The 26,265-nt window shown below is 74.1% G+C and carries 17 protein-coding genes; 11 read left to right on the top strand and 6 right to left on the bottom strand.

The genetic code is table 11. The annotated features are described in order from the left end of the window. Positions 1-4: 4 nt before the first annotated feature. Positions 5-2,485 (top strand): DNA helicase PcrA, encoded by a 2,481-nt coding sequence (gene pcrA, locus ABZ340_RS16600; RefSeq protein WP_358782495.1) that lies wholly within the window; start codon positions 5-7, stop codon positions 2,483-2,485. Between the two features lie 129 nt (positions 2,486-2,614). On the opposite strand, the gene ABZ340_RS16595 is transcribed toward pcrA, so the two are convergent. Together ABZ340_RS16595 and ABZ340_RS16590 are read right to left on the bottom strand one after the other, a co-directional pair. Further along, on the bottom strand, positions 2,615-4,258 hold the full coding sequence (locus tag ABZ340_RS16595) for a M23 family metallopeptidase (protein ID WP_358782494.1): 1,644 nt from the start codon (positions 4,256-4,258) through the stop codon (positions 2,615-2,617). A gap of 197 nt (positions 4,259-4,455) precedes the next feature. Further along, a complete protein-coding gene (locus ABZ340_RS16590; protein WP_358782562.1) occupies positions 4,456-5,556 on the bottom strand; it encodes an alpha/beta fold hydrolase in 1,101 nt (366 codons plus the stop codon). A gap of 499 nt (positions 5,557-6,055) precedes the next feature. On the opposite strand from ABZ340_RS16590, the gene ABZ340_RS16585 reads away from it, so the two are divergent. Continuing rightward, the gene (locus tag ABZ340_RS16585; protein WP_358782493.1) at positions 6,056-6,472 is read left to right on the top strand and encodes a cobalamin B12-binding domain-containing protein; all 417 of its coding nucleotides are present in this window, start codon (positions 6,056-6,058) and stop codon (positions 6,470-6,472) included. Positions 6,473-6,686: 214 nt separating this feature from the next. Here ABZ340_RS16585 and ABZ340_RS16580 read toward each other — a convergent pair whose 3' ends face one another. Together ABZ340_RS16580 and ABZ340_RS16575 are read right to left on the bottom strand one after the other, a co-directional pair. Continuing rightward, complete coding sequence (locus ABZ340_RS16580; RefSeq protein ID WP_358782492.1) at positions 6,687-8,291, bottom strand: DUF5691 domain-containing protein; 1,605 nt, start codon at positions 8,289-8,291, stop codon at positions 6,687-6,689. Positions 8,292-8,312: 21 nt separating this feature from the next. Next, complete coding sequence (locus tag ABZ340_RS16575; RefSeq protein ID WP_358782491.1) at positions 8,313-9,704, bottom strand: SWIM zinc finger family protein; 1,392 nt, start codon at positions 9,702-9,704, stop codon at positions 8,313-8,315. Positions 9,705-9,836: 132 nt separating this feature from the next. On the opposite strand from ABZ340_RS16575, the gene ABZ340_RS16570 reads away from it, so the two are divergent. The 6 genes from ABZ340_RS16570 (at position 9,837) to sucD (ending at position 19,524) form a co-directional block, all read left to right on the top strand. Beyond that, positions 9,837-11,015, top strand: a complete 1,179-nt coding sequence (locus tag ABZ340_RS16570; RefSeq protein ID WP_358782490.1) for an AAA family ATPase — start codon at positions 9,837-9,839, stop codon at positions 11,013-11,015. Between the two features lie 118 nt (positions 11,016-11,133). After that, complete coding sequence (locus tag ABZ340_RS16565; RefSeq protein WP_358782561.1) at positions 11,134-13,950, top strand: DUF5682 family protein; 2,817 nt, start codon at positions 11,134-11,136, stop codon at positions 13,948-13,950. After that, complete coding sequence (locus ABZ340_RS16560; protein WP_358782489.1) at positions 13,947-15,119, top strand: VWA domain-containing protein; 1,173 nt, start codon at positions 13,947-13,949, stop codon at positions 15,117-15,119. The genes ABZ340_RS16565 and ABZ340_RS16560 overlap by 4 nt, the downstream gene beginning before the upstream one ends. 604 nt (positions 15,120-15,723) lie before the next feature. Further along, positions 15,724-16,494, top strand: coding sequence for a hypothetical protein (locus ABZ340_RS16555; RefSeq protein WP_358782488.1), 771 nt, complete (start codon positions 15,724-15,726; stop codon positions 16,492-16,494). Positions 16,495-17,430: 936 nt separating this feature from the next. Beyond that, positions 17,431-18,612 carry an ADP-forming succinate--CoA ligase subunit beta gene (gene sucC / locus ABZ340_RS16550; RefSeq protein WP_358782487.1) on the top strand — a complete coding sequence of 394 codons (1,182 nt, stop codon included), beginning with the start codon at positions 17,431-17,433 and terminating at the stop codon, positions 18,610-18,612. Between the two features lie 27 nt (positions 18,613-18,639). Then, positions 18,640-19,524 (top strand): succinate--CoA ligase subunit alpha, encoded by an 885-nt coding sequence (sucD, locus tag ABZ340_RS16545; protein WP_358782486.1) that lies wholly within the window; start codon positions 18,640-18,642, stop codon positions 19,522-19,524. A gap of 124 nt (positions 19,525-19,648) precedes the next feature. Here the strand turns inward: sucD and ABZ340_RS16540 are convergent, their stop codons facing one another. After that, positions 19,649-20,899, bottom strand: coding sequence for a sigma factor-like helix-turn-helix DNA-binding protein (locus tag ABZ340_RS16540; RefSeq protein ID WP_358782485.1), 1,251 nt, complete (start codon positions 20,897-20,899; stop codon positions 19,649-19,651). A gap of 105 nt (positions 20,900-21,004) precedes the next feature. Between ABZ340_RS16540 and ABZ340_RS16535 the strand changes: the two genes are divergently transcribed. Next, the gene (locus ABZ340_RS16535) at positions 21,005-22,645 is read left to right on the top strand and encodes a DUF6350 family protein (RefSeq protein ID WP_358782484.1); all 1,641 of its coding nucleotides are present in this window, start codon (positions 21,005-21,007) and stop codon (positions 22,643-22,645) included. A 150-nt stretch (positions 22,646-22,795) separates the two neighbouring features. On the opposite strand, the gene ABZ340_RS16530 is transcribed toward ABZ340_RS16535, so the two are convergent. Continuing rightward, the gene (locus ABZ340_RS16530; RefSeq protein WP_358782483.1) at positions 22,796-23,584 is read right to left on the bottom strand and encodes a hypothetical protein; all 789 of its coding nucleotides are present in this window, start codon (positions 23,582-23,584) and stop codon (positions 22,796-22,798) included. A 391-nt stretch (positions 23,585-23,975) separates the two neighbouring features. Between ABZ340_RS16530 and purN the strand changes: the two genes are divergently transcribed. Both purN and purH read left to right on the top strand, forming a co-directional pair. Further along, positions 23,976-24,614 carry a phosphoribosylglycinamide formyltransferase gene (purN, locus tag ABZ340_RS16525; RefSeq protein ID WP_358782482.1) on the top strand — a complete coding sequence of 213 codons (639 nt, stop codon included), beginning with the start codon at positions 23,976-23,978 and terminating at the stop codon, positions 24,612-24,614. Beyond that, positions 24,611-26,173, top strand: a complete 1,563-nt coding sequence (gene purH, locus ABZ340_RS16520) for a bifunctional phosphoribosylaminoimidazolecarboxamide formyltransferase/IMP cyclohydrolase (protein WP_358782481.1) — start codon at positions 24,611-24,613, stop codon at positions 26,171-26,173. Before purN ends, purH begins: the two co-directional genes overlap by 4 nt. The last annotated feature ends 92 nt before the right edge of the window (positions 26,174-26,265 follow it).

The following is a 26,265-nucleotide window of genomic DNA, read 5'->3' as shown; positions in this document are numbered from 1 at the left end:
AGCGATGAGCAGCCTCTTTGACGACAGCTTCCTGGCGGAACTCCAGGCCCCGCGCGGGCACGAGGAAGAACCCCCGCCGCCGCCCGAGGACGATCACGTACCGGAGCCGGTTCCGGACGACCTGTTCGGGGGGAAGTTCGACGTGCCGCCGGAGCAGGACGCGTACTACCGGGACGGCGCCCCGCGCCCGCCGGTGGACTCCGCCGCGCTCCTCCAGGGGCTCAACGACAACCAGCGCGCCGCCGTCGTGCACTCCGGCTCCCCGCTGCTCATCGTCGCCGGCGCCGGTTCCGGCAAGACGCGCGTGCTCACCCACCGCATCGCCCACCTGCTGGCCGAGCGGGGCGTCCACCCGGGCCAGATCCTCGCGATCACCTTCACCAACAAGGCCGCGGGCGAGATGAAGGAGCGCGTCGAGCAGCTCGTCGGCCCGCGCGCGAACGCCATGTGGGTGATGACCTTCCACAGCGCGTGCGTGCGCATCCTGCGCCGGGAGAGCAAGAGGCTCGGCTTCACGTCGTCGTTCTCGATCTACGACGCGGCCGACTCCAAGCGCCTGATGGCCCTGGTCTGCCGTGACCTGGACCTCGACCCGAAGCGGTTCCCGCCCAAGTCCTTCAGTGCCAAGATCAGCAACCTCAAGAACGAGCTGATCGACGAGGAGGACTTCGCCGCCCGGGCCGCCGACGGCTTCGAGAAGACCCTCGCCCAGGCCTACGCCCTCTACCAGTCACGGCTGCGCGAGGCCAACGCCCTCGACTTCGACGACCTGATCATGACGACGGTCAACCTGCTCCGCGCCTTCCCGGACGTCGCCGAGCACTACCGCCGCCGTTTCCGGCACGTCCTGGTCGACGAGTACCAGGACACCAACCACGCGCAGTACGCCCTGGTCCGGGAGCTCGTCGGCCCCGGCGTCCACGGCGCGGACGCCCCCGGGGGCGAGGGCGACGTCCCGCCCGCCGAGCTGTGCGTCGTCGGCGACGCCGACCAGTCGATCTACGCCTTCCGCGGCGCGACCATCCGCAACATCCTCCAGTTCGAGGAGGACTACCCGGACGCGACGACGATCCTGCTGGAGCAGAACTACCGCTCCACCCAGACGATCCTGAGCGCGGCCAACGCCGTCATCGAGCGCAACGAGTCCCGCCGCCCCAAGAACCTGTGGACCAACGCCGGCGCGGGCGCGCGGATCACCGGGTACGTCGCCGACACCGAGCACGACGAGGCGCAGTTCGTCGCCGACGAGATCGACCGTCTCACCGACGCGGGCGAGGCCAAGGCCGGCGACGTCGCCGTCTTCTACCGCACCAACGCCCAGTCCCGTGTCTTCGAGGAAGTCTTCATCCGCGTCGGCCTGCCCTACAAGGTCGTCGGCGGCGTCCGCTTCTACGAGCGCAAGGAGGTCCGGGACGTCCTGGCCTACCTGCGGGTCCTCGCCAACCCCGAGGACTCCGTGCCGCTGCGCCGCATCCTCAATGTGCCCAAGCGCGGCATCGGCGAGCGCGCCGAAGCGATGATCGACGCCCTCGCCCAGCGGGAGAAGATCAGCTTCCCGCAGGCGCTCAAGCGCGTGGACGAGGCGTACGGCATGGCCGCGCGCTCCACGAACGCCGTCAAGCGGTTCAACACGCTGATGGAGGACCTCCGTACGATCGTCGAGTCCGGCGCGGGTCCGGCGACCGTGCTGGAGGCGGTCCTGGAGCGCACCGGCTACCTGGCCGAGCTCCAGGCATCCACCGACCCGCAGGACGAGACCCGGATCGAGAACCTCCAGGAACTCGCCGCCGTGGCGCTGGAGTTCGAGCAGGAGCGCGGCGAAGGCGAGTCGGGGACGCTGTCCGACTTCCTGGAGCAGGTCGCGCTCGTCGCCGACTCCGACCAGATCCCCGACGAGGAGGACGGCGACGGCGTCGTCACGCTGATGACGCTGCACACCGCCAAGGGCCTGGAGTTCCCCGTCGTCTTCCTCACCGGCATGGAGGACGGCGTCTTCCCGCACATGCGCGCCCTCGGCCAGACCAAGGAGCTGGAGGAGGAGCGGCGCCTGGCGTACGTCGGCATCACGCGCGCGCGGGAGCGGCTGTACCTGACGCGGTCCACGATGCGCAGCGCGTGGGGGCAGCCGTCGTACAACCCGCCCTCGCGCTTCCTGGAGGAGATCCCGGCGGCCCACCTGGAGTGGAGGCGGACCGGCGCGACCGCGCCCGTGTCCTCCGGGCCGGCCTCGGGCATCGCGGCGTCGCTGTCGTCGTCCCGGTCCCGTTCGTCGGCGGCGGGCGCGTCCGGTTTCGCCACGCGCCGGGCGTCGGAGAAGCCGGGGGTGGCGCTGGCGGTCGGCGACCGGGTCACCCACGACCAGTTCGGGCTCGGCACCGTGGTCGCGGTCAAGGGCACGGGGGCGAACGCCGAGGCGACGATCGACTTCGGGGACGCCAAGCCGAAGCGGCTGCTGCTGCGGTACGCGCCGGTCGAGAAGCTCTGAGGGGCGGGGAACTCCTCCGGGAGACCGGGGGAGTTCCGGGAGGCCGGGGAAGCGGCGGCTGACCGGGAAGCCCCGGGGAGCGAGCCGTGCTCCCGCCGTCGCCGGCGGGCGGGGGCACGGCGCCCGGATCTACGACGGGTCGAGGCCGTGGCTGCGCAGCCACGTCAGCGGGTCGTGCGCCGCCCCGCCCGCGGGCCGCACCTCGAAGTGCAGGTGCGGGCCGGTGGAGTTGCCCGAGTTGCCGGAGTACGCGATCGGGTCGCCGGCCTTCACGGCCGAACCGGAGGGGACCCGGTAGCTGGAGAGGTGGCAGTACCACGTCTCCGTGCCGTCCTTCGCGGTCACGATCATCATGTTGCCGTAGGCGCTGTTCCACTGGGTGCGGACCGTGCCGTCGGTCGCGGCCATCACCGTCGTGCCGTAGGCGACGGGGAAGTCGATGCCGGTGTGCATGGACATCCAGTTGATGCCGGACTGTCCGTAGTAGGCGCTGAGCCCGTGCTGGGCGACCGGCAGGGCGAACTTCGGCCGCAGCCGCTCCTTGCGGGCCGCCTCCTCCGCCGCCCGCCTCTTCTCTGCCTCCTGCTGGGCCCTGAGGTCGATGCGCTCCTGGGCCCGGCTGGCCCGGTCGGCGAAATCGTCGGCGCCGGCGGACAGGCTCGCGATCTGGGTGTCCAGTTTGCTGTTGGCGGTGGACGGCTTCACCGGCTGGACGTCCGCCGCGGAGGCGGTGGTGTCCTTGGCGTCGCCTCCGCCGCCCAGCGTGCCGACGGAGGCGGCGGCGATGCCGGCGACACCCATCACGCACGCCGAGGGCACCGCGACGGTCAGCAGGGCGGAGCGCTTGGCGGGCTGGCGGCGGCGGGAACGCCCACCGCCGCGGGAGGACGTGCGGGAGGCGGGGTCCGGAGTGGTCTCCTCCTGGCCGTCGAGGAGCAGGCCGACGGCGGGCAGTTCACCCGTGGCGGCTGTCTCGTCGTCGGCCGCGGCGGGACCCCCGGGGGCGAACTGCGCGAAGGCCGCGGCCGGCTGCTGATCGGACGGGGTCTCCGCCTGCTGCTCGTGCGGGACCGCTGTCCGCTGCTCGGGGTGCTCCGCGTGCGTCTGCCGCTCGTGGTGCTCTAGGAGCTCATGGTGCTCCAGGGGCTCATGGGGCTCTGGGTGTACGGCGTGTGCGTCGCCCGTGGGCGGGTGGGGAGCGGCGTTCGTGGCGTCCGTGTTCCACTGCGTGGCGTCGTAGGCGCCGGTGTCGAAAACCTGCGTGCCCCATTCCCACTGCTGGGTGCGGTCGGCGGGGTTGCCGGACTGGTCCGGCTGGTGCCACGCACCGGTGTCCCACTGGCCGCTGGTGTCGTTGCCCGTGGCCTGCGGCGGGATCGCACCCAGGTGCTGGTGCCCGGCCGCCCACGCGGCCGTGTCATAGGCACCGGTGTCGTAGGAGGTGTGCTGCCGGTCCGCGTAGGCGTCGTAGTGCACGGCCTGGTGGCCGCCCGTGGACCACTGGGTGGTGTCGTACGTGCCTGAGGTGTCGTAGGTTCCGGTGGTGTCGTACGAGCCCGTGTTCTGGGCCGGGAGACTTCCGAAGAGGGGGTCCGCTTCGTAGCCCGCGTCGGCGGGGCCGCCGGCGGCAAAACCGGTGGCGTCGTAGTCGCCGTACGTGGTGAAGTCGCCGTACTGGGCTTCCTGCGTGCCGTACGGCGCGTAGTGCGCCGGGTCGGCGTCGGAAGCCGGGGCCGGGGTGGTCATGGTCCCCGACGGGTGACGGTCGTTCACCAACTTCTCTTTCGCCTCGACAACAGGGGCTGCGAGAGCAGTGCGGCGACTGTACCCGGCGGTACGCGGGCGCGACAATCTTCGCCAGGTTTCGCGCGCGCAGGAAACGGGCATTCGGCCGTGATTCGGGGGACGGCGGGCACGGGCTCGGTGCTGCGTTCGACCTCTGTTCGATGCGGCGAGGGGTCGGCGGGGTGTCAGGCGACGGTCAGGCCGCCGGTGTGGTCGTCGGATCCGGTGTCCGCCGGGGGTGTGTCGAGAGCCTGCCGGATGCCGGTCGCGACGGCCGGGTGCACGGGCAGCGCCAGGTGGCCGATGCCGCTCACCCGCACGTTCCGCGCGGTCAGGTCGGGGTGGTCGAGGCGGGCCGTCTCCAGCGGGACCATCAGGCGGTCGAGGTCGCTCCAGAAGCTGACGAAGTGCGTCCGGCAGCCGGGTGCGGGGCCGGCCAGCTCCTCGATCACCGAGGAGCCGGGGCGCATCTGGCGCACGATGGGGTGCGCGTCGGCCAAGGGCGCGACCCGGGTGCCGGAGTGCGGTGTACCGAGGGTCACGAGCGTCCGGACGCGGCTGTCGCCGCCGAGCCGCTGCACGTAGTACCGCGCGATCAGGCCGCCGAGACTGTGCCCGACGATGTCGATCCGCCCGCTGCCGGTGCGGTCGCACAGCTCCTCGACGTGGCGGCCGAGCAGCTCGGCCGCGGTGCGTATGTCGCAGGTCAGCGGAGAGTAGTTCAGCGAGACGATCTGGCGCGTGCCGTGCTGGGCCAGGCTGCGGCGCAGCAGGACGAAGACCGAGCGGTTGTCGATGAAACCGTGCAGGAGGACGACCGGTGGCCTGGTCCGGAGGGGGAGACGGGACGTGCCGGACGGCGGTGCGCCGGACATCCGGGGTTTTTCCGCCGCCCCGGCTTTCCCCGCTTCATCGGCTTTTCCTGTTTTCCCCGCTCTCTCTGTCTTCCCTGCTCTCTCTGTCTTCCCTGCTTTCCCTGTTTTCTCGGTCGTCTCGGATGTCTCGGTTATCTCGGCCGTCTCGGGCGTCTCGGGCGTGTCGGCCGTGTCGCACAGGCTGGGTGGACTGGGCGCGGCGGGGTGCGCGGGGCCGTTCGCGGGGTCCGGCGCGCGGGGCGCGCGCGGGGTGTCCGGGAGCTTGCCGGGATCGGGCCGGCGCTCTTGGGTGATGCCGGAGGGGTACAGGATGAGGTGCCCCGTGAGAATCGCGATCTCCAGGACGGTCGCCTTCAGGAAGGCCACGGACGCCCCTGGCAGCCTGACCGGTGCGATCGACGGAAAGGGCAGGAGGCGCCGGCAGAGCGGGATGAAGGGCTGTGCTGCTCTGGTGACTTTCATGGCCGACCTCCTGTCGGCACGCGGGAACGCCTCTGTTCCCCGTGTGCCCTCGTGGAGAGGTGTGACACAAGCGCCAGGTGGTTCTGCTGAGGTGTGAGGGAGGGAAATGGCTCGGTGACCGGTGTGGATGCGCCGTGGCGCCGCGTCGCGGCTCTCCTCGCGCGCGGTTCCGCCGTGGCTCCTCCGCCGCGGGTGGGTGCGCCGGGGGCGGCCGGGGGAACCGGGAACTGTGCGCGACGAACATGTCCCACCGTGTGATTTCCCCCTCGGTATCCACCGCGAAACTGCCGGTTGCGCGATGCTGGCGATAACGTTCGTTCACTTCGCCGGGCGGTGATGTGCGGGGTGCCGGGCAGGGTGCGTGCACCGGGTACGTGTGCACATGCCGGTACGGCGGATCGTGTGCGCGTGCCGGCAGGGATGGACGAGTCGCTTCATGGAGGCAGTGATGGGTGTGGCAACCGGTCCGATCCGCGTGGTGGTGGCCAAGCCGGGGCTCGACGGCCATGACCGCGGGGCCAAGGTGATCGCGCGTGCGCTGCGCGACGCCGGTATGGAGGTCATCTACACCGGGCTTCACCAGACGCCCGAGCAGATCGTCGACACCGCGATCCAGGAGGACGCCGACGCGATCGGGCTGTCCATCCTCTCCGGCGCGCACAACACGCTCTTCGCCGCCGTGATCGATCTGCTCAAGGAGCGGGACGCGGCGGACATCCTGGTCTTCGGCGGCGGCATCATTCCGGAGGCGGACATCCCGCCGCTGAAGGAGAAGGGTGTCGCGGAGATTTTTACTCCCGGCGCGACGACGGCGTCGATCGTGGACTGGGTGCGGGCGAACGTGGGGCAGCCGGCCGGGGCGTAGGCGGGCGGTGAGCGGCCGCGGCATCGGTATGCGGTGGTCGGCCGGGCGTCGGCGTGCAGCGGTCGGCCGGGCGTCGGCGTGCAGCGGTCGGTCGGGCGTCGGCGTGCAGCGGTCGGTCGGGCGTCGGCGTGCAGCGGTCGGTCGGGCGGGCGTCGGCGTGTGGCGGTCGGCCGGGGCATCGGCAGACAGTGATCGGCCGGGGCGCGGGGCGCGGTCATGTCAGCTCGGCGGCCATCTCCGCGCGCAAGCGCAAGGTCGTGACCAGGCGCTGGAAGGACTCCGCCCAGTACCCGCCCGCCCCCGGTGACGCGTCCTCCGGCTCGTCGGGCCGGGCGAGGAGGCCGTCGAGGCGGCTTGCCTCGGCGGGGTCGAGGCAGCGCTCGGCCAGCCCCATGACGCCGCTGAAGCTCCACGGGTAGCTCCCGGCGTCACGGGCGATCTCGAGCGCGTCGACCACCGCGCGTCCGAGGGGCGCGGCCCACGGCACCGCGCACACCCCGAGCAGCTGGAACGCCTCGGACAGGCCGTGCGTCGCGATGAAACCGGCGACCCACTCGGCCCGTTCACCGGCGGTCAGAGTGCCGAGCAGCTTGGCGCGTTCGGCCAGGGACACCGCTCCCGGGCCGCCGGCCTCCGGTGCCGTGGGCGCGCCGAGGAGCGCCCGGGCCCACGCGGCGTCGCGCTGGCGTACGGCCGCCCGGCACCATGCCGCGTGCAGGTCGTCCTGCCAGTCGTCCGCCACCGGGAGGGCGACGATCTCGCGGGGGGTGCGTCCGCCGAGCCGCGCGGGCCAGGTCCTCAGCGGTGCCGCCTCCACCAGCTGGCCGAACCACCAGGAACGTTCGCCGCGGCCCGCGGGCGGCGTGGGGAGGACGCCGTCCCGCTCCATGCCCGCGTCGCACTCGTGCGGCGCCTCCACGGTGATCGCCGGTGCGTCCCGGGTGCGGTCGAGGGCCACGCAGGACGCCGCCCGGGCCGCCATACGGGCGGCGAGGGCCGACTCGGGCAGGGCGGACAGCAGTTCCGCCGCCGTCGTCCGCACGTTGCGGCTGCGGTCGGTGAGGGCCTGCTCCAGGAACGGTTCGTCGTCGGGGCCCAGACCGGTGCGGAGCGAGTCGAGGAACATCAGGCGGTCCTCGGCCCGTTCCGTCGCCCAGGTCGAGGCGAGCAGGTCGCGTGCGGCGGCCGGGTCGCGGGAGCGCAGGGACGACAGCAGGGCGACACGCTCGGCGAACAAACCCTCCTGCCACAGCTCGCGCCTCCTGGCCGGGTCACCGGAACGGGCGAGCGCGCTCGCCCCGTCGGCCGCGCGCAGGGCGAACCGCCAGTCCGGGTTCAGCCGGGCCAGCCAGCGGGCGCGCGGGCCGGCGAACCGCAGTACCGCCGGGCGCAGGTCCGTACGTCCCCGGGCCGCGTCCAGCAGGGCGGGCAGCGCCTGCGGGGGCGCCGCGAAGCCGCGCGCGTTGGCCGCCGCGAGCCACTGGGGCAGCAGCTCCCTCAGGTCTGGTGCGGCGCCCCGGCCGGCCGTGGCCGGGCGGTCGGCCAGCAGCAGGGCGAGGCGGCGGGCGGCCGCGGCGGGCAGCGCGGGGCGGGGGTCGGCGGGTGCCGGTTCCGGGCGGTCCGTGGCCGGTGCCGGGCGCAGGCCGGCGCGTCTGCGGAGGGTCTCCACGGCCGCGGCGTCCAGCAGCGCCGCCGGTGCCTCGCCGCCCGGCGCGCAACCGGGGGGAGTGCGCCGCTCCGTCCCGAGCAGGGCCGCGGTGACGAGTTCCTCCCAGGCACCCGGGGCGGGGGCATCGGCAGGAGGGGGTGTCCTGGTCATGCGGTTCCTTTCCGATCGGGCTCAGCACAGGGGTACGGCGGCGCCCTCGTCCGCGGGCCAGGCCGTCAGCGGGGTGAAGCCCCGGTGGCCGAGCTCGCCGAAGACCTTGACGGGTGTGCCGCCCGAGAGGGCGACCAGGCGCCACAGGCCGGGCCGGCCGCGGGCCGTGGCCGTGAGCGGCAGGGCCGTGTCCGCGTCGGTGTCCGCCAGCTGCCACGAGTCGCCGTCCGGGACCGGCACCACCCGGTCCAGGGTCACCGGCACCGAGTCCAGCCAGGGATCGTCGCGCAGGGCCTCGCCGTAGCGGGCGGCCGCTTGCGAGGTGGTCAGGCCCGGTGGGCGTATCGCCGTGGGCGCGGGTGGCGCGAACCGCTCGCCGAGCGCCACCCGCCCCTGCCCGGAGCCCGGGTACGCGGTCACCTCCGCCTCCACGGCGAGCCCGGCCGGCAGCGTAAGGTCGGGAGCGCGGCCGGCCGCGCCGTAGGAGAGGAGCAGCGCGGTGCGCTCCGTCCGGGCGCCGTACAGCCAGATGCGGCGGGTCGTCAGGCGGCTGTCCGCGGTGTCGTACTGGGCGAGGACCAGCCAGTGGTCGCGGACCGGCGGGCCGTCCGGCGAGGCGGGCAGGCCGATGCGTGAGCGGACCGTCGCCGCCAGGCCGTCCGGCAGGTCCTCCCGGTGCAGCCAGGCCCGGCCGAGGAGATGGAGGAGGGCGCACTCCTCCAGCAGGCGCGCCGGCCAGCCGGAGCCGGAGGACGGGACCGCCGCCACCTCGCGGACGCGGGCGGCCAGGCCGGGCGCCTGCGCGTCGACCATGCGGGCCGCGGTCTCCTCCCACAGCCCGTACCCGGCCTGCCGGGCACCGGCGAGGCCCTCGCGCAGGAGGTCCGCCAGCCGCTGTTCCAGCTCCGTCACCCCGGCGGTGACGCGCTCGGCCCGCCGCTCCGCCCTGCGCCGTGCCGCCTGTGAGCCGGCGGGCGGGGAGGCGGTACCGGACGCGTGCGCCGGCCGCTCCCGCTCCGCGGGTCCGCGCCGCGCCGCGAGCCACTGCTCCGCCCACTCCGGCGGACGCCCCCGCGGCACCGCGTCCTCCCGGCCGCCCTCTTCGCCCCTTTCTCCACCGCTCTCTTCACCCGCCCAGAGCAGCAGCAGCCCGAGCGCGTGCTTGCACGGGACCTTGCGGCTCGGGCAACTGCACCCGTACGCCGGGCCGGAGGCGCCCGCGACATCGACGACCGTCCGGTACGGCGTGCCGCCGCTTCCCTCGCACAGCCCCCACACCATCCCCTCGCCGGAACTGCCCACCCCGGACCACGGGCCGGCCGCCCCGAGCCTGCCGCCCGCCTTGCGTGACGCGTCGTCAGGTGCCAGTGCCAGCACCTGGTCCGCTGTCCAGCGCACCCCCTGCTGAGTCATGCCATCGAAGGTAGAACCCACCACTGACAATCGGCCGTGCCCGTGCGTTTCCGCAGGTCAGAGCGATTGTCAGTGGTGTGGTGCACCGTGGAGGCCAGATCCGAACCGGCCGAGCTGGAGGGGGACTCAGCCATGCCTGTCTCCGTAGAACCGACGCCCGTCGACCCGAGCCGGAACGGGGCCGTGCCCGCGCCCGCGGACCCCGCCACCGTCCCCGTCGGCGTGTCCGGCACACAGGAGCTGAGGCCGCACGCCGAGCACGCCTTCGCCGCGGAACTGGCCGCGCTGGCCGCGCGGGACGACCGGCCGCGCCCCGCCCGCTGGAAGCTGTCACCGTGGGCCGTGGCGACGTACCTGCTCGGCGGCACCCTGCCGGACGGCACGGTGATCACACCGAAGTACGTCGGCCCGCGGCGGATCGTCGAGGTCGCCGTCAGCACGCTCGCCACCGACCGGGCCCTGCTCCTGCTCGGCGTGCCCGGCACCGCGAAGACCTGGGTCTCCGAGCACCTGGCCGCGGCGGTCAGCGGCGACTCCACCCTGCTGGTGCAGGGCACCGCCGGCACCCCGGAGGAGGCGATCCGCTACGGCTGGAACTACGCGCAGCTGCTCGCCCACGGCCCCAGCCGCGACGCCCTCGTGCCCAGCCCGGTCATGCGGGCGATGGCGGAAGGGAGGACCGCCCGGGTGGAGGAGCTGACCCGCATCCCGGCCGATGTGCAGGACACGCTCATCACCATCCTGTCGGAGAAGACGCTGCCGATACCGGAGCTGGGCCAGGAGGTGCAGGCGGTCCGCGGTTTCAACCTGATCGCCACGGCCAACGACCGCGACCGCGGAGTCAACGACCTGTCCAGCGCCCTGCGCCGCCGCTTCAACACCGTGGTGCTGCCGCTGCCGGAGAGCGCCGAGGCCGAGGTCGACATCGTCACGCGCCGCGTCGAGCAGATCGGCCGCTCCCTCGACCTGCCGGCCGTGCCGGAGGGCATCGACGAGATCCGCCGCGTCGTGACCGTCTTCCGCGAACTGAGGAACGGGGTGACGGCCGACGGACGCACCAGGCTGAAGTCGCCCAGCGGCACGCTGTCCACCGCCGAGGCCATCTCCGTCGTCACCCACGGCCTCGCCCTGGCCGCCCACTTCGGCGACGGCGTGCTGCGGCCGGGCGACGTCGCCGCCGGACTGCTCGGCGCCGTCGTCCGCGATCCGGCGGCCGACCGTGTCGTCTGGCAGGAGTACCTGGAGACGGTCGTCCGCGAGCGGGACGGCTGGAAGGACTTCTACCGCGCCTGCCGGGAGGTGAGCGCGTGACGTCCCGGCCGGAGAGGCCGGCGGCCGGACGGCGGCGTGCGACGGACGCGGAGGCGAGGGGGACGGTGTGACGGTCGACCGCAGGGGCCGCAGCGGCGGGGAAGCGGGGACGGAGCCGCTGCTGCTCGGAGTGCGTCACCACGGGCCGGGGTCGGCGCGGGCGGTGCGCGCGGCACTCGACGCGGCCCGGCCGCGGGTCGTGCTGATCGAAGGGCCACCCGAGGCGGACCCCTTGATCCCGCTGGCCGCCGACGAGGACATGCGGCCACCGGTCGCCCTCCTCGCCCACGCCGTCGACGAGCCGGGGCGGTCGGCCTTCTGGCCGCTGGCCGGGTTCTCCCCGGAGTGGGTCGCCCTGCGCTGGGCCCTGGACCACGGCGTCCCCGCCCGCTTCATCGACCTGCCGGCCGCTCACACACTGGCCGGGGACTCCTCGGCGGAGGACGCGCCGGACGCGGAAGCGGAAGCGGGCACGGATGCGGGTGTGGATGCGGGTGTGGATGTGTATCCGGATACGGATACGGATACGGGTGAGGGGTACGGGTGTCCGTCCGCCGACGGTCCGCTTTCCGGCACCGATGAGGACGGCCGGCGCGTGCCCCATACGGGCGGCCGGTCCTTGCCTGGCGCGGGCGACCGGTCCCTGCCCGACGCCCGGGTCGATCCGCTGGCCGTACTCGCCGAGACCGCCGGTTACGACGATCCCGAGCGCTGGTGGGAGGACGTCGTCGAGCACCGGAGCGCGGGCGCGGGGGACGCGCTCGCGCCGTTCACGGCGCTGGAGGAGGCCATGGGCGCGCTGCGGGAGACGTACGGGAGCGGCGGGCGCGACCGGGACCCGGTGCGGGAGGCGTACATGCGGCTCCAGGTGCGGGCGGCGCGGCGGGAGTTCGCCGGTGGGGTGGCCGTGGTGTGCGGGGCCTGGCACGTGCCCGCGCTGCGGCGCACGGCGCCCGTCGCCGCCGACCGGGCGCTGCTGAAGGGCCTGCCCAAGGTCAAGGTGGACCTGACCTGGGTGCCGTGGACCCACCGCAGGCTGTCGCGGGCGAGCGGGTACGGGGCGGGCATCGACGCGCCCGGCTGGTACGGGCACCTGTTCGACGCGCCGGACCGGCCCGTCGAGCGGTGGCTGACCAAAGTGGCGGGTCTGCTGAGGGAGGAGGACCGCATGGTCTCCTCCGCCCACGTCATCGAGGCGGTGCGGCTGGCCGAGGCGCTCGCCGTGCTGCGCGGCCGGCCGCTGCCCGGGCTCGGCGAGACGACCGACGCCGTGCGGGCGGTGATGTGCGAGGGGTCGGAGGTGCCGCTGGCGCTGGTGCGCGACCGGCTGGTCGTGGGTGATGTGCTGGGGGAGGTGCCGCCCGAGGCGCCCGCGGTGCCGTTGCAGCGTGACCTCGACCGGCTCCGGCGGCGGCTGCGGCTCAAGCCGGAGGCGCTGGAGCGGGAGCTGGGACTCGACCTGCGCAAGGAGACCGACGCCGGGCGCAGCAGACTGCTCCACCGGCTGCGGCTGCTCGGTGTCGCGTGGGGCGAACCGGTCGCCTCGCGCGGCAGTACGGGCACGTTCCGGGAGACGTGGCGGCTGCGCTGGGACCCGGAGCTGTCCGTGCGGGTCGCCGAGGCCGGGGTGTGGGGGACGACCGTGCTCACCGCCGCGACCGCCAAGGCGGAGGCGGACGCCGCCACCGCACGGGGGCTCGCCGAGGTCACCGCGCTCGCCGAGCGGTGCCTGCTGGCCGACCTGCCACAGGCGCTCCCCACGGTGATGCGGCTCCTCGCCGAGCGGGCCGCGCTCGACACCGACGTCGGCCGTCTCGCCGAGGCCCTGCCGGCCCTGGTCCGCTCCCTGCGCTACGGCGACGTGCGCGGCACGCACACCGGGGCGCTGGCCGAGGTCGCCGCGGGCCTCGCCGAGCGGATCTTCGTCGGCCTGCCCCCGGCCTGCACCGCGCTGGACACGGATGCGGCCGAGGAGATGCGGCGCCATGTGGACGCCGTGCACGGGGCGGTGGGGCTGCTCGGTGACGACCCCGCGCCGGGCCACGGTGCTCTGCGCGGCCGGTGGCAGGCGGTGCTGCGGGCGCTGTCCGCGCGGGACGCCGTGCCCGGTGTCATCCGGGGACGTGCCGTGCGGCTCCTGCTGGACGACGGGGCGCTGGCCCCCGACGAGGCCGAGCGGTCCATGGGGCTGGCGCTGTCGCCGGGGACACCACCCGCGGACGCGGCCGCCTGGATCGAGGGCTTCGTCGGCGGCGGCCCCGGCGGCGGCCTGCTCCTGGTCCATGACGAGCGGCTGCTGCGGCTGGTCGACACCTGGCTGACCGGCGTGCCGGCGTCGGCCTTCACCGACGTACTGCCGCTGCTGCGGCGCACCTTCTCGGCGTACGAGCCGGGCGTGCGCCGCACCCTGGGGGAACTGGTCCGGCGGGGGCCCGGACGGTGGGGGAGCGCGGCGGCCGCCGGTCCCGGTCTGCCCGGTTTTGCGGCGGAGCTCGACAGCGCGCGCGCCGACGCCGTACTGCCGGTGGTGCGGCTGCTGCTGAGCGGCCGGAGCGGTCCACCCGTGGCGGGCGCCATCGTCGTGGGGGACACCGCTGCGGGGGAAACCGTGGTGGGGGACACCGGTAGGCCGGGGGCCCCTGCGGACCGGAGAGCTGTTGGGGCCGGTGGCGACGGTGGGGTCGGTGGAGCCGTCGAGGGCCGACAGGGAGACGGGGACGGCGAGGGCCGGCGGGGTGACGGGGACGGCGAGGGCCGGCGGGGTGACGGTGACGGCGAGGGCCGGCGGGGTGACGGGGACGGCGAGGGCCGGCGGGGTGACGGTGACGGCGAGGGCCGGCGAGGTGACGGGGACGGAGAGGGCCGGCGGGGTGACGGGGACGGCGAGGGCCGGTGGAGTGATGACGGGGACGATCGTGTGGGGGTGGGCGGATGACGGACGAGCCGGTGGACGTGGGACAGGAGCGGTTGCGGCGGTGGCGGCTCGTGCTCGGGGGTGACACGGCCGACGGCACCGGATGCGCTCTCTCCGGGCAGGACGCCGCGATGGACAGGGCACTCGCCGCGCTCTACGGGAAGGAGGACGGAGCGCGGACCGGGCGGGACCGCTCGGCGGGACTCGGGTCCTCGGCGCCGTCCGTGGCGCGCTGGCTGGGGGACATCCGGACGTACTTCCCGTCCTCCGTCGTCCAGGTCATGCAACGGGACGCCATCGACCGGCTCGGCCTCGCCGCGCTCCTGACGGAACCGGAGATGCTGGAGGCCGTGGAGGCCGACGTGCACCTCGTCGGCACACTGCTGTCGCTCCACAAGGCGATGCCGGAGACGACGAAGGAGACGGCACGGGCCGTCGTCCGCAAGGTCGTCGAGGACCTGGAGCAGCGGCTCGCCGCGCGGACCCGGGCCACCCTCACCGGCGCCCTGGACCGCAGTGCCCGCGTCAGCCGGCCCCGCCACCACGACATCGACTGGAACCGCACGATCGCCGCGAACCTCAAGCACTACCTGCCGGAGCACCGGACGGTCGTGCCGGAGCGGTTCGTCGGGTACGGGCGGGCGTCCCGGTCGGTGCGGAAGGAGGTCGTCCTCTGTGTCGACCAGTCGGGGTCGATGGCGGCGTCCGTGGTGTACGCCGCCGTGTTCGGAGCGGTGCTGGCGTCCATGCGGTCGATCGGCACCCGGCTCGTCGTCTTCGACACGGCGGTCGTCGACCTCACGGAGCAGCTCGACGACCCGGTCGACGTGCTGTTCGGCACCCGGCTCGGCGGTGGTACGGACATCAACCGGGCGCTGGCCTACTGCCAGTCGCAGATCACCCGGCCCACGGAGACGGTGGTGGTGCTGATCAGCGATCTCTACGAAGGGGGCATACGGGACGAGATGCTCAAGCGGGTGGCGGCGATGAAGGCGGCGGGGGTGCAGTTCGTGACACTGCTCGCCCTGTCGGACGAAGGAGCGCCCGCGTACGACCGGGAACACGCGAGTGCGCTCGCCGCCCTGGGCACACCGGCCTTCGCCTGCACACCCGACCTCTTCCCGGAGGTGATGGCGGCGGCGATCGAGAAGCGTCCCCTTCCGATACCGGACCCTACGGGAGACGCGTAAGGCATATAAGACACGTAAAACGCATGAGGCGCATGAGGTCTGTGAGTCACATACCGGTGCGTCTACGGCAGTACTCGGTAGGCAAACCGGACATGACTAACCATCGATAACAGAGGGCTTGCGCACCCTCGGGCGGTCCGTGCGAGGATCAACGCCGCTCCGGCGGGGTGCCACGCTCCGCCGGCCGTACCGCGCGGGTCGGATCGTCAGTCCCTGCGCGCCATTCGTTCGCCACACGGAGGACCCTTCCCCCTTGATCTGGTCGGCAGCTCTGTCCGGTGCCGTTTCGCGCAGGATGCGCGGAGCGGCCGGGCGGCGTGCGCTGCACGTGATGCTGCTGGCGGGCGGAGTGTTCGTACTCGGGCTCCTCTTCGGGGAGCGGGCGCAGGCGGCCGAGGGCTCGCCCTCGACAGCCTCGATCGCCTCCGCCACGGTCTCGGTGCCGGGAGCGGCAGCCGGGTCCGGAGCCGCTTCGGACGAGCCGGCGCATCCCGCCGCGCATGCGGGCGTCACCGGCCAGGCCGCGGGTTCCGGCAGGCTGGAGGCTTCTCCGCAGCATCTACGGCCTCTGCAGCATCTACGGCCTCTGCAGCCTCTGCGGCCGGTGGCCGAGCAGGCCGTCGGGACCGTGACCGGCCGGGTCCTGGAGCCCGTCGGGCAGACCGTGGCGGCCGTGACCGGTGCTCTCGGCGCGGAGCGCGTGCAGCTGCCGTCGCTGGAGTCGCTGCCGCCCCTGCCGGACAGCGTCTCCGGCCTCCTCGACGTTCCCGGCCTGCCCGGCCTTCCGGACGTTCCCGGTGTCCCCGGCGACGCCGCGCCCCCGGTTCTCCCCGGCGGCTCCGTGGTGCCGCCCGAGCCCGGGAACCCCGCTCCGCCGGTGACCCCAGCCCCGCCTGTGGCGCCCGTACTCCCGGACCACCGGGACCACCCGCTCCCCGCGCCGATCGCACCGGTGCCGCCGCGAGGCGCCTCCGGGACGGTGCCGTCGGCCGATGCCTCCGCCCCCGCTTCCCCGTCCGCCTCCTCCTCCGCTCCCGTCTCCGACCGGCGGGCCGGTGCGTCCACCGCGACCGTGGACACGGCGTACGGGACCTGGTGCCACCAGGTTGCGCGTGGTGCCGCCTCGCGGGCCGATGGGCACCGTGCCGCCGCGCCCACCGATTCCGTCCCCGGCGGCCAGGCGCCGGCCGGTGACCCGGACGGCGCGCTGGGCAACCGGTCCGCGGCCGACAACGGCACGCCGCGCCACGGCGACGCGCCTGCCGTCACCCTGAGCTCACAGATCCCCCTGCGACTGGTGCCCGGCGCCGTCGTGCGTACCGCCGCGGCCGAGATCCGCGACCGTCACCGGGACATTCCCGTCTCCCCTGCCTGACGCGGGCCCTTCCCGCCGTATGCCGGTGTACCGGCCGGCCGGGCACCGGTGACACCCACGGCGTCACCGACGCGGCGCTGCGCTGCGCTGCCCCAGGCTGCGCTGCCCCAGGCCGCGAACCCCGCCGGCCCCACCGGCGCATCGGCCACCGGTCGCATCGTCACCATCGCCGCCACCTCCGCCGCCCCGCCGCCCCGCCGCCCTGGCGGTACCGCCGATACCGCCGGTACCGCCGGTACCGGCAGCACGGAGCCGACCGCCCCGGGGCACGCGCAGGACGACTCGGCGAATCCGGCGATTCCCGCCACCCCCCGCCGCCCCTACGGCACCCGACCGGCGTACTCCCCGCCCGCACCCCACGACCCGTACCCACACGCACGACCCACGACCCGCACCCCACGACCCGTACCCACACGCACGACCCACGACCCGCACCCCACGACCCGTACCCACACGCACGACCCGCGCCCCACGACCCACACCCACAATCCGCACCCACGACACAACAGACTCCGCGGACCGTCAGGCGCCGGACGAGCCGAAATCCGTCGGCCCGTCCGGCCGAAACCCCGCGGATGGGAAGGCCGGCCCCATTGGGGTGGGGACCGGCCCCCGCACTCCGAGGCCCGCGCAGGGGTGCGCGGCGCTTCGGAGCTGTTCAAAGGGCCTCACCGGGCCAACCCCAACCCGGTGAGGCCCTCCACAGCACCGGCACGCGGTGCCAGGAACCCCGGCATCATGTGACAGGTATCACCGCTCACGTGTGAGATGTGATTTAGAGAGCCCCGCCCGGCGGCGATAACCTGCGAGACGGACATGCCGCGCGCTCGGACACCGTGTGCGCTTCCCTTGTGACACATGCGGTCGTCACGTTGCCCTTCGCGGCACGCCCACGCATCCAACGAACCGCGAGATCACTGATAGGGACGGAAGCGCGTGGACCTGTTCGAGTACCAGGCGAGGGACCTCTTCGCCAAGCACGATGTACCGGTGCTGGCCGGTGAAGTCATCGACACGCCTGAGGCGGCGCGCGAGATCACCGAGCGGCTGGGCGGCAAGTCCGTCGTCAAGGCGCAGGTGAAGGTCGGTGGTCGCGGCAAGGCCGGCGGCGTGAAGCTGGCCGCCACCCCGGACGAGGCCGTCGCCCGCGCGACGGACATCCTCGGCATGGACATCAAGGGCCACACGGTCCACAAGGTGATGATCGCCGAGACCGCTCCGGAGATCGTCGAGGAGTACTACGTCTCCTTCCTCCTCGACCGTGCCAACCGCACCTTCCTCTCCATCGCCTCCGTCGAGGGCGGCATGGACATCGAGGAGGTGGCGGCCACCCGTCCGGAGGCCGTCGCCAAGACGCCGGTCGACGCGATCGACGGCGTGACCCCGGAGAAGGCCCGCGAGATCGTCGAGGCCGCCAAGTTCCCGGCCGAGGTCGCCGACAAGGTGGCCGACGTGCTGGTGAAGCTGTGGGACGTCTTCATCAAGGAGGACGCCCTCCTCGTCGAGGTCAACCCGCTGGCCAAGGTCGCCTCCGGCGACGTCATCGCCCTCGACGGCAAGGTGTCGCTGGACGACAACGCCGAGTTCCGCCACCCCGACTTCGAGGAGCTCCACGACAAGGCCGCCGCCAACCCGCTCGAGGCGGCAGCCAAGGAGAAGGGCCTCAACTACGTCAAGCTCGACGGCGAGGTCGGCATCATCGGCAACGGCGCCGGTCTCGTCATGAGCACCCTGGACGTCGTCGCGTACGCCGGTGAGAAGCACGGCAACGTCAAGCCCGCCAACTTCCTGGACATCGGCGGCGGCGCCTCCGCCCAGGTCATGGCGAACGGCCTGGAGATCATCCTCGGCGACCCGGACGTCAAGTCCGTCTTCGTCAACGTCTTCGGCGGCATCACCGCCTGCGACGAGGTCGCCAACGGCATCGTCCAGGCGCTGAAGCTGCTGGAGGAGCGTGGCGAGAAGGTCGAGAAGCCGCTCGTCGTCCGCCTCGACGGCAACAACGCCGAGCTGGGCCGGAAGATCCTCACCGACGCCGACCACCCGCTGGTCCAGCGCGTCGACACCATGGACGGCGCGGCCGACAAGGCCGCCGAGCTGGCTCACGCCGCCAAGTAAGCACCTAGGACGAGGACACAACACACCATGGCTATCTGGCTCAACAAGGACAGCAAGGTCATCGTCCAGGGCATGACCGGCGCCACCGGCATGAAGCACACCAAGCTCATGCTCGGCGACGGCACCAACGTCGTGGGCGGCGTGAACCCGCGCAAGGCGGGTCAGACCGTGGACTTCGACGGCACCGAGGTACCCGTCTTCGGCACCGTCAAGGAGGCCATCGAGAAGACCGGCGCCAACGTCTCCGTCATCTTCGTGCCGGAGAAGTTCACCAAGGACGCCGTCGTCGAGGCCATCGACGCCGAGATCCCCCTCGCGGTCGTGATCACCGAGGGCATCGCCGTGCACGACTCGGCGTCGTTCTGGGCGTACGCCGGTAAGAAGGGCAACAAGACCCGCATCATCGGCCCGAACTGCCCCGGCATCATCACCCCGGGCCAGTCCAACGTCGGCATCATCCCGGGCGACATCACCAAGCCGGGCCGCATCGGCCTGGTCTCGAAGTCCGGCACGCTGACGTACCAGATGATGTACGAGCTGCGCGACATCGGCTTCTCGACGGCCGTCGGCATCGGCGGTGACCCGATCATCGGCACCACCCACATCGACGCCCTGAAGGCCTTCCAGGACGACCCCGAGACCGACCTGATCGTCATGATCGGCGAGATCGGCGGCGACGCCGAGGAGCGGGCCGCGGCCTTCATCAAGGAGAACGTGACCAAGCCGGTCGTCGGCTACGTCGCGGGCTTCACCGCGCCCGAGGGCAAGACCATGGGTCACGCGGGCGCCATCGTCTCCGGTTCCTCCGGCACCGCACAGGCCAAGAAGGAGGCCCTGGAGGCGGCGGGCGTCAAGGTCGGCAAGACCCCGACCGAGACGGCCAAGCTGGCGCGCGAGATCCTCGCCGGCTGACCCACCCCACCGCGGCACCGGAAGGGCCCGCTCCGTCACCTCGGTGACGGAGCGGGCCCTTCCGCATGGCGGCACACCAGCCGGGACGACGGTACGCCGCCCGGTGCACATCACCCCCGGCGGCTCACCGCGCCTCCGGCCCCAGCCGCTGCGGCCCGCTCTGCAACTGCTCCCGCAGTCTGGCCCGCAGCAGCAGCTCCTCGTCCGACAGCGGCCCCGGCGCCACCCGCGGCGGCACCCCCCGCACCGCCGCCCCCGGAGGCACCGGCGGCTCGTACTGCGTGGGCGCCGTCCGCAGGGTGAGCGCCGTGGTGCCGACCAGGACGGCCGTGAAGGCGAAGGCGGCCCGTGTCCGGAACCGGGCCCTGCGCTCACTGCCCCGGCGCACGGCCGGCGGTTCGGCCGCCCGGAGCCGCTCGGCGGCGGCCAGCCCGGCCAGCCGCCGGCGCAGCTCCCCGGGGTCCGCCAGGCCGGGCAGACGGGCGGCGACCGCCTCCCGCGCGCGCAGCAGCCGGTTCGCCGTCGCCGGGGTGCTCGCCTCGGTCTCCGCCGCCGTCTCCGGCAGGCCGAGCCCGATCCCGTCGTACAGCAGCAGGGCGCGGCGACGGCGGGGCGGGAGCCGCAGCAGGACGTTCATCAGGGCGCGGTCGCCGGGGTCGGCGGGCGGCGGCTCGGGGAACCGGTAGCGGGGCCGGAACCGGTGCCAGGGCGAGAGCGCGTACTCGTGCGCCACCGCCCGCACCCAGCCCGCCGGATCCCGGTCCCGGGCCACCTCCGGCCAGTGTTCCCAGGCCCGCTGGAAGGCCCGTTCGACCGACTCGCGCGCCAGCTCCCGCCGCCCGGTCAGCACATAGGTCTGCCGCACCAGCCCGGGGGCGCAGAACGCGTACAGCGCGTCGAAGGCATGAGCGGGCGTCGGAGCGGGCGTCGGAGAGGGGGGCGGCGCGGGAGGTACGGACCCGGACCCGGCGCCGGCGGCGCGGTCGCCGGCGGACGCGGACCCGCCCCCGGCGGACAGAGCCGCACCGGCCTCGCCGGTCCCGGCGGCCGAAGCGGCCGGTGCCCCCACGGCCACGGGCACATCCCCGGCGGTGGGCGCGGCGTCCTTCCGGCCCGCCGCCCCGGCGGACGCCCGCCCGTCGTCCCGTACGCCCGTCACCTCGGCCACCTGACCGGCGGCCAGGTCGCCGAGCAGCTTCGCGTACGCCTCTCCTTCCCGGCCGTGCGGAGGGGTACGCCCCTTCTCCCAGGCGCGCACCGTGTCGCGGGTGACGCCCAGTCGCTCCGCGACCTGAGCGCGCGTCAGCGAGGCGGCCTCGCGCAGGCGTCGGCGCGTCCTGGGCGGAGGGAGCGGGGTCGCCGGGCTCTGCGTCACAGGGCGTCCCTCCGAACGCTCCGTACGTAAAGTTGCATAAACGTATATTGAGCGACACGTCGGGTTTTCTATTGTTACGCCGGGGAAGCGCGTGTCGTTGGGAGCATGGCGGGCGTGATCCAGACGACCGCCCGCCGAACGCCGTTGTCCCTCCTGCGCGCCCGGCTCCACGACCGTCCCCCCGGGCTGTCCGCGGGCCTGCTGGGCGGTGCGGCCGCGGCGGGGCTGGGCCTCGGCGCGTTCACCGTGCTCGTGATGGTGCTGTGGGTCGCCTCCCCCTACCCGGACAGCGGGCCCGGCGGCGCGCTGCACGTCGCCGCCGCGCTGTGGGTGCTGGCGCACGGGGCCGACCTGGTCCGCGCCGGTACGCTCTCCGGCGCCCCCACGCCCGTCGGTGTCACCCCGCTGCTGCTCGTCGCGCTGCCGGTGTGGCTGATCCACCGGGCGGCACGCGACGCGGTGGACGGCGGCGTGGGCGAGGGGAGCACCGGCGAGGGCCGGGACGCGGGCGACGGCCCGCCGCCCGTTCCCGCGCGCACCGCGTGGACGGGCGTCGTCCTCGGCTACCTGGGCGTCGGCCTCGCCGTCGCGCTGTACGCGGACGGCGGGGCACTGCGGCCCTCATGGGGAGGGATGGCGGTGTGCCTGCCGCTGTTCGTCATGGGCGTCGCGGGCGCGAGCGTGTGGGCGGCGTACGGCCGTCCCGGCCGGTCGGCGGAACGGCTGCTGGGCGCCCTGCCCGTCACGGCACGGCACCTGCTCGTCGGGCCGGACGGGCGTCCGGGCGTCGCGGCGCGGGCCGCCGGCGCCGGGACGGCGGTGCTGGTCGGGGGCGGCGCGCTGCTGCTCGCGGTGTCGCTGGTGTGGCACGGCGGGGCGGCGCGGGCGGCGTTCGGACGGCTCGCGGACGGATGGGCCGGACAGAGCGCGGTCCTGCTGCTGTGCCTGGCGCTGGTGCCGAACGCGGCGGTATGGGCCGCGGCGTACGCCCTCGGCCCCGGTTTCGCGCTCGGCACCGGACACGTCGTCGGCCCCTCCGTCTCCGCGCCGGCCCCGCTGCTGCCGCCGTTCCCGTTGCTGGCGGCGGTCCCGGACGCGGGACCGGGCACACTCCTGCACTGGGCGTCCGGCGTGGTGCCGCTGGCGGCCGGGGCGACGGTGGGCTGGTTCACGGGCCGCGCCGCCGCCGGGGGACCGCCCTCGGCCGCGGGGGACGGGAACGCGTCCGGCGGCGCGACGGGCCCGGCCGGCCCCTGGCCCTGGCACCGGACCGCCGCCGGTGCCGGGCTGGCGGCCCTGGTGTGCGGCGGGCTGACCGCCCTGCTCGCCGCGCTGGCGGGCGGCCCGCTCGGGACGGCCGGGCTCGCCCGGTTCGGGCCGGTGTGGTGGCAGGCCGGGGGAGTGACCCCGGCGTGGATCGCGGTGGTGGCGGTACCGACGGCGCTCGGGGTACGGGCATGGTGGCGCCGGACGGCGGGACGGCGGACGGAGCCGGAGGCGCCGACGTCCCCGGCGCCCCGCCGACGGGCGATGCCCGCCCTGAGGGTCCGGGGCGTCTTCACGCCCGGCGGTGCGGCCGCGGGCGGGTTCCGGGTGCCGCTCCCCTCGGTGAGGGGCCGCTTCACCCGCGTCCCTTCGGTGCGGGACCGGCTCACCCGCGTCCCTTCGGTGCGGGACCGCTTCACCCGCGCCCGGCGCCGCGGACCGATGGATCCCTCCCCCGGGGAGCCGCCGCACACCCCATGAGGCCCAGGGAGCGGCCCGGCGGCGGACTGGGAAAAGGGCCCGGCGACGGGACCGGGGAAGGGGCCCGGCGAGGGACCAGGAAAGGGCCCCGGCGACAGACCGGGAAAGGGCCCCGGCGACGGACCGAGGGGACCGGGCAAGGGACCCGGCTCAGCCCTCGTCGTCCAGCACGCTCCGCAGCTGGTCCGGCAGGAGCTTGCTGCACGACTGCCTGGCCTCGTTGGTCAGGGCGTCGCTCCGGCAGGTGTAGTAGTCGCGGTAGACCAGCTGGGCCGTGAAGGACGCGGCCACCAGGAGGAGGGCGAGGGAGGCCGTCACCAGGCCGCTGACGGCGGCGGTGGTCTGCGGGCGGGAGCCGGTCCGGGGACCCGCGGCCTGGGCCGGGGCGCCGGGGTCCGCCGCGGCGCGGGGCTTGGCGCGCAGGGAGCTGATCCCCCAGCCCAGGGCCAGGGCGCCGAGCAGCAGGGCCACGTACGGCCAGCCGAAGAGGGCGAAGAAGAAGGCCCACATGCCGCTCAGCAGCGCGTAGCGGGCGCGCCGCTGGGCGGGGTCCGTCGGGTCCCAGCGCGCCCCCGGACCGCCACCGCCCGGACCTCCGGAGCCGGAGCCGCCGGGACGCTCGCCGAAGCCGCCGGGCGAACGGCCGGGCTGCCGGTCGCTCCATCCGCGCCCCCAGGGAGAGCCGCCGCCCTGGCCCTGCGCGCCGTCACCGCCCTCGGGGTGCCGGGGCTGCCAGGGCCGGTCCGGCGTCCCCTCCGGCGGCGGCGCGAACGGGTTGTCGTCCGGGGCCGGGCCGCCCCGCTCGCCGTCGCCCTTCTTCCCGTCCGAGGACGCGTCGGGCGGCGAGGCGGGGCGTTCCCGCAGCAACACGCCGCTGCGCTCCCCTCCCTGCACCGACTGCTGGGGGAGCGTGAGGAGTCGCAGGCTGCGGTCCGGCATCAAATGAGCGTCTTCCCCTTGGTGAGTACGGCTTGCGTACGGCTTGCACGGCTTGCACGACTGGTCATGACCGGGACCGACCAGACCGACCGGTCCGACCGGTCCGGAGCGGCCCTGAGAACTCCGGGTCCCGGCCCCGTCACCCCGTGAACGCGCGGTGCGCGGGAGGCGTTCCCGAACCGGCTCCTCCCAGACGCTACCTCCCGGCCGGGCCCCCGTCCCGTGGGGGCCGTCCGGTGTGCCGGTATCGTTGCTGGCGGTCGGCTGCTTCGTAGACTTCCCCGTATCCCGGGGCGTGAAGCATTCGTACGACCGTACAAAACGATCCGTACGGGTCCACCGTGCGGACCGGCCGACCGTACAGACCGCTTCCCCGAGAAAGGCCCCCACCGTGGCCGCCAAGCCCGTGGCCCCGCGCGTCAAGCGCCTCGTCGTGCTGGTCTCCGGATCCGGCACCAACCTCCAGGCGCTCCTCGACGAGATCGCCGCCACCGGTCCCGAGACCTACGGGGCCGAGATCGTGGCCGTCGGCGCCGACCGGGACGGCATCGAGGGGCTCGCGCGCGCCGAGCGGGCCGGGCTGCCCACCTTCGTGTGCCGGGTGAAGGACCACGCCACCCGCGAGGAGTGGGACGCGGCCCTCGCCGAGGCCGTCGCCTCCCACGAGCCGGACCTCGTCGTCTCGGCCGGGTTCATGAAGATCGTGGGGAAGGAGTTCCTCGCGCGCTTCGGCGGGCGGTTCGTGAACACGCACCCCGCCCTCCTCCCCAGTTTTCCCGGAGCCCACGGCGTGCGGGACGCGCTCGCGTACGGCGCCAAGGTCACCGGCTGCACCGTCCACTTCGTCGACGACGGCGTCGACACCGGGCCGATCATCGCGCAGGGCGTGGTGGAGATCCGGGACGAGGACGACGAGAGCGCTCTGCACGAGCGCATCAAGGAAGTCGAGCGAAGGCTGCTCGTCGATGTCGTGGGGCGGCTCGCCCGCCACGGCTACCGCATTGAGGGACGAAAGGTAGTAATCCAGTGACCGCCGACAGCAACAAGCGGCCGATTCGCCGGGCGCTCGTCAGCGTCTACGACAAGACCGGGCTGGAGGAGCTCGCGCGCGGCCTGCACGAGGCCGGCGTGGAGCTCGTCTCCACCGGCTCCACCGCCGCCCGCATCGCCGCCGCCGGCGTCCCCGTCACCAAGGTCGAGGAGCTCACCGGCTTCCCCGAGTGCCTCGACGGCCGCGTCAAGACCCTGCACCCCAAGGTCCACGCGGGCATCCTCGCCGACCTGCGCCTGGACACCCACCGGCAGCAGCTCGACGAGCTCGGCGTCGCGCCGTTCGACCTGGTCGTGGTCAACCTCTACCCGTTCCGCGAGACCGTCGCCTCGGGCGCCACCCCCGACGAGTGCGTGGAGCAGATCGACATCGGCGGTCCCTCCATGGTCCGCGCCGCCGCCAAGAACCACCCCTCCGTCGCCGTGGTCACCAGCCCCGCCCGCTACGGCGACGTCCTCGCCGCGGCCAAGGACGGCGGCTTCGACCTGGCCGCCCGCAAGCGCCTGGCCGCCGAGGCGTTCCGCCACACGGCCGCCTACGACGTGGCGGTCGCCTCCTGGTTCGCCTCCGACTACGCCCCCGTCGACGACTCGTCCTTCCCCGACTTCCTCGGCGCCACCTGGGACCGCGCGCACACCCTGCGCTACGGCGAGAACCCGCACCAGCCCGCCGCCCTGTACGTCTCCGGCACCGGCGGCCTCGCCGAGGCCGAGCAGCTGCACGGCAAGGAGATGTCGTACAACAACTACACGGACACGGACGCCGCCCGCCGTGCCGCGTACGACCACGCCGAGCCGTGCGTCGCGATCATCAAGCACGCCAACCCGTGCGGCATCGCCATCGGCGCCGACGTCGCCGAGGCGCACCGCAAGGCGCACGCCTGCGACCCGCTGTCCGCGTTCGGCGGCGTGATCGCCGTGAACCGCCCGGTCAGCAAGGAGATGGCCGAGCAGGTCGCGGAGATCTTCACCGAGGTCATCGTCGCGCCCGGCTACGAGGACGGCGCGCTGGAGATTCTCACCAAGAAGAAGAACATCCGCGTGCTGCGCGCCCCCGAGGCGCCCGCCGCGCCCGTCGAGATCAAGCCGATCGACGGCGGCGCCCTCCTCCAGGCCGCCGACCGCCTCCAGGCCGACGGCGACGACCCGGCCACCTGGACGCTGGCCAGCGGCGAGGCCCTGTCCGAGGCGGAGCTGGCCGAGCTGGCGTTCGCCTGGAAGGCGTGCCGCGCGGTGAAGTCCAACGCGATCCTGCTCGCCAAGGACGGCGCCTCGGTCGGCGTCGGCATGGGCCAGGTCAACCGCGTCGACTCCTGCCGCCTCGCGGTGGAGCGGGCCGGCGAGGAGCGGGCCCGCGGCGCCTTCGCCGCCTCCGACGCCTTCTTCCCCTTCCCGGACGGCCCCGAGATCCTCATCGAGGCCGGGGTCCGCGCCATCGTCCAGCCCGGTGGCTCGATCCGCGACGAGCAGGTGGTCGAGGCGGCGAAGAAGGCCGGCGTGACGATGTACTTCACCGGTACGCGCCACTTCTTCCACTGATCCCCCCGAGGGGGCGCGCGGGCCCCCCGGGGCCGAGGACCGCACAAAGGCGTAGAAAACCACAGAAAAAAACGAAACAAAGTAAAAAAAAA

It is taken from the genome of Streptomyces sp. NPDC006134 (assembly GCF_040628835.1).
Taxonomy (GTDB): domain Bacteria; phylum Actinomycetota; class Actinomycetes; order Streptomycetales; family Streptomycetaceae; genus Streptomyces.
Note: the sequence above shows the minus strand (reverse complement) of the source record. Positions and strands in the feature narration are given on the sequence as shown.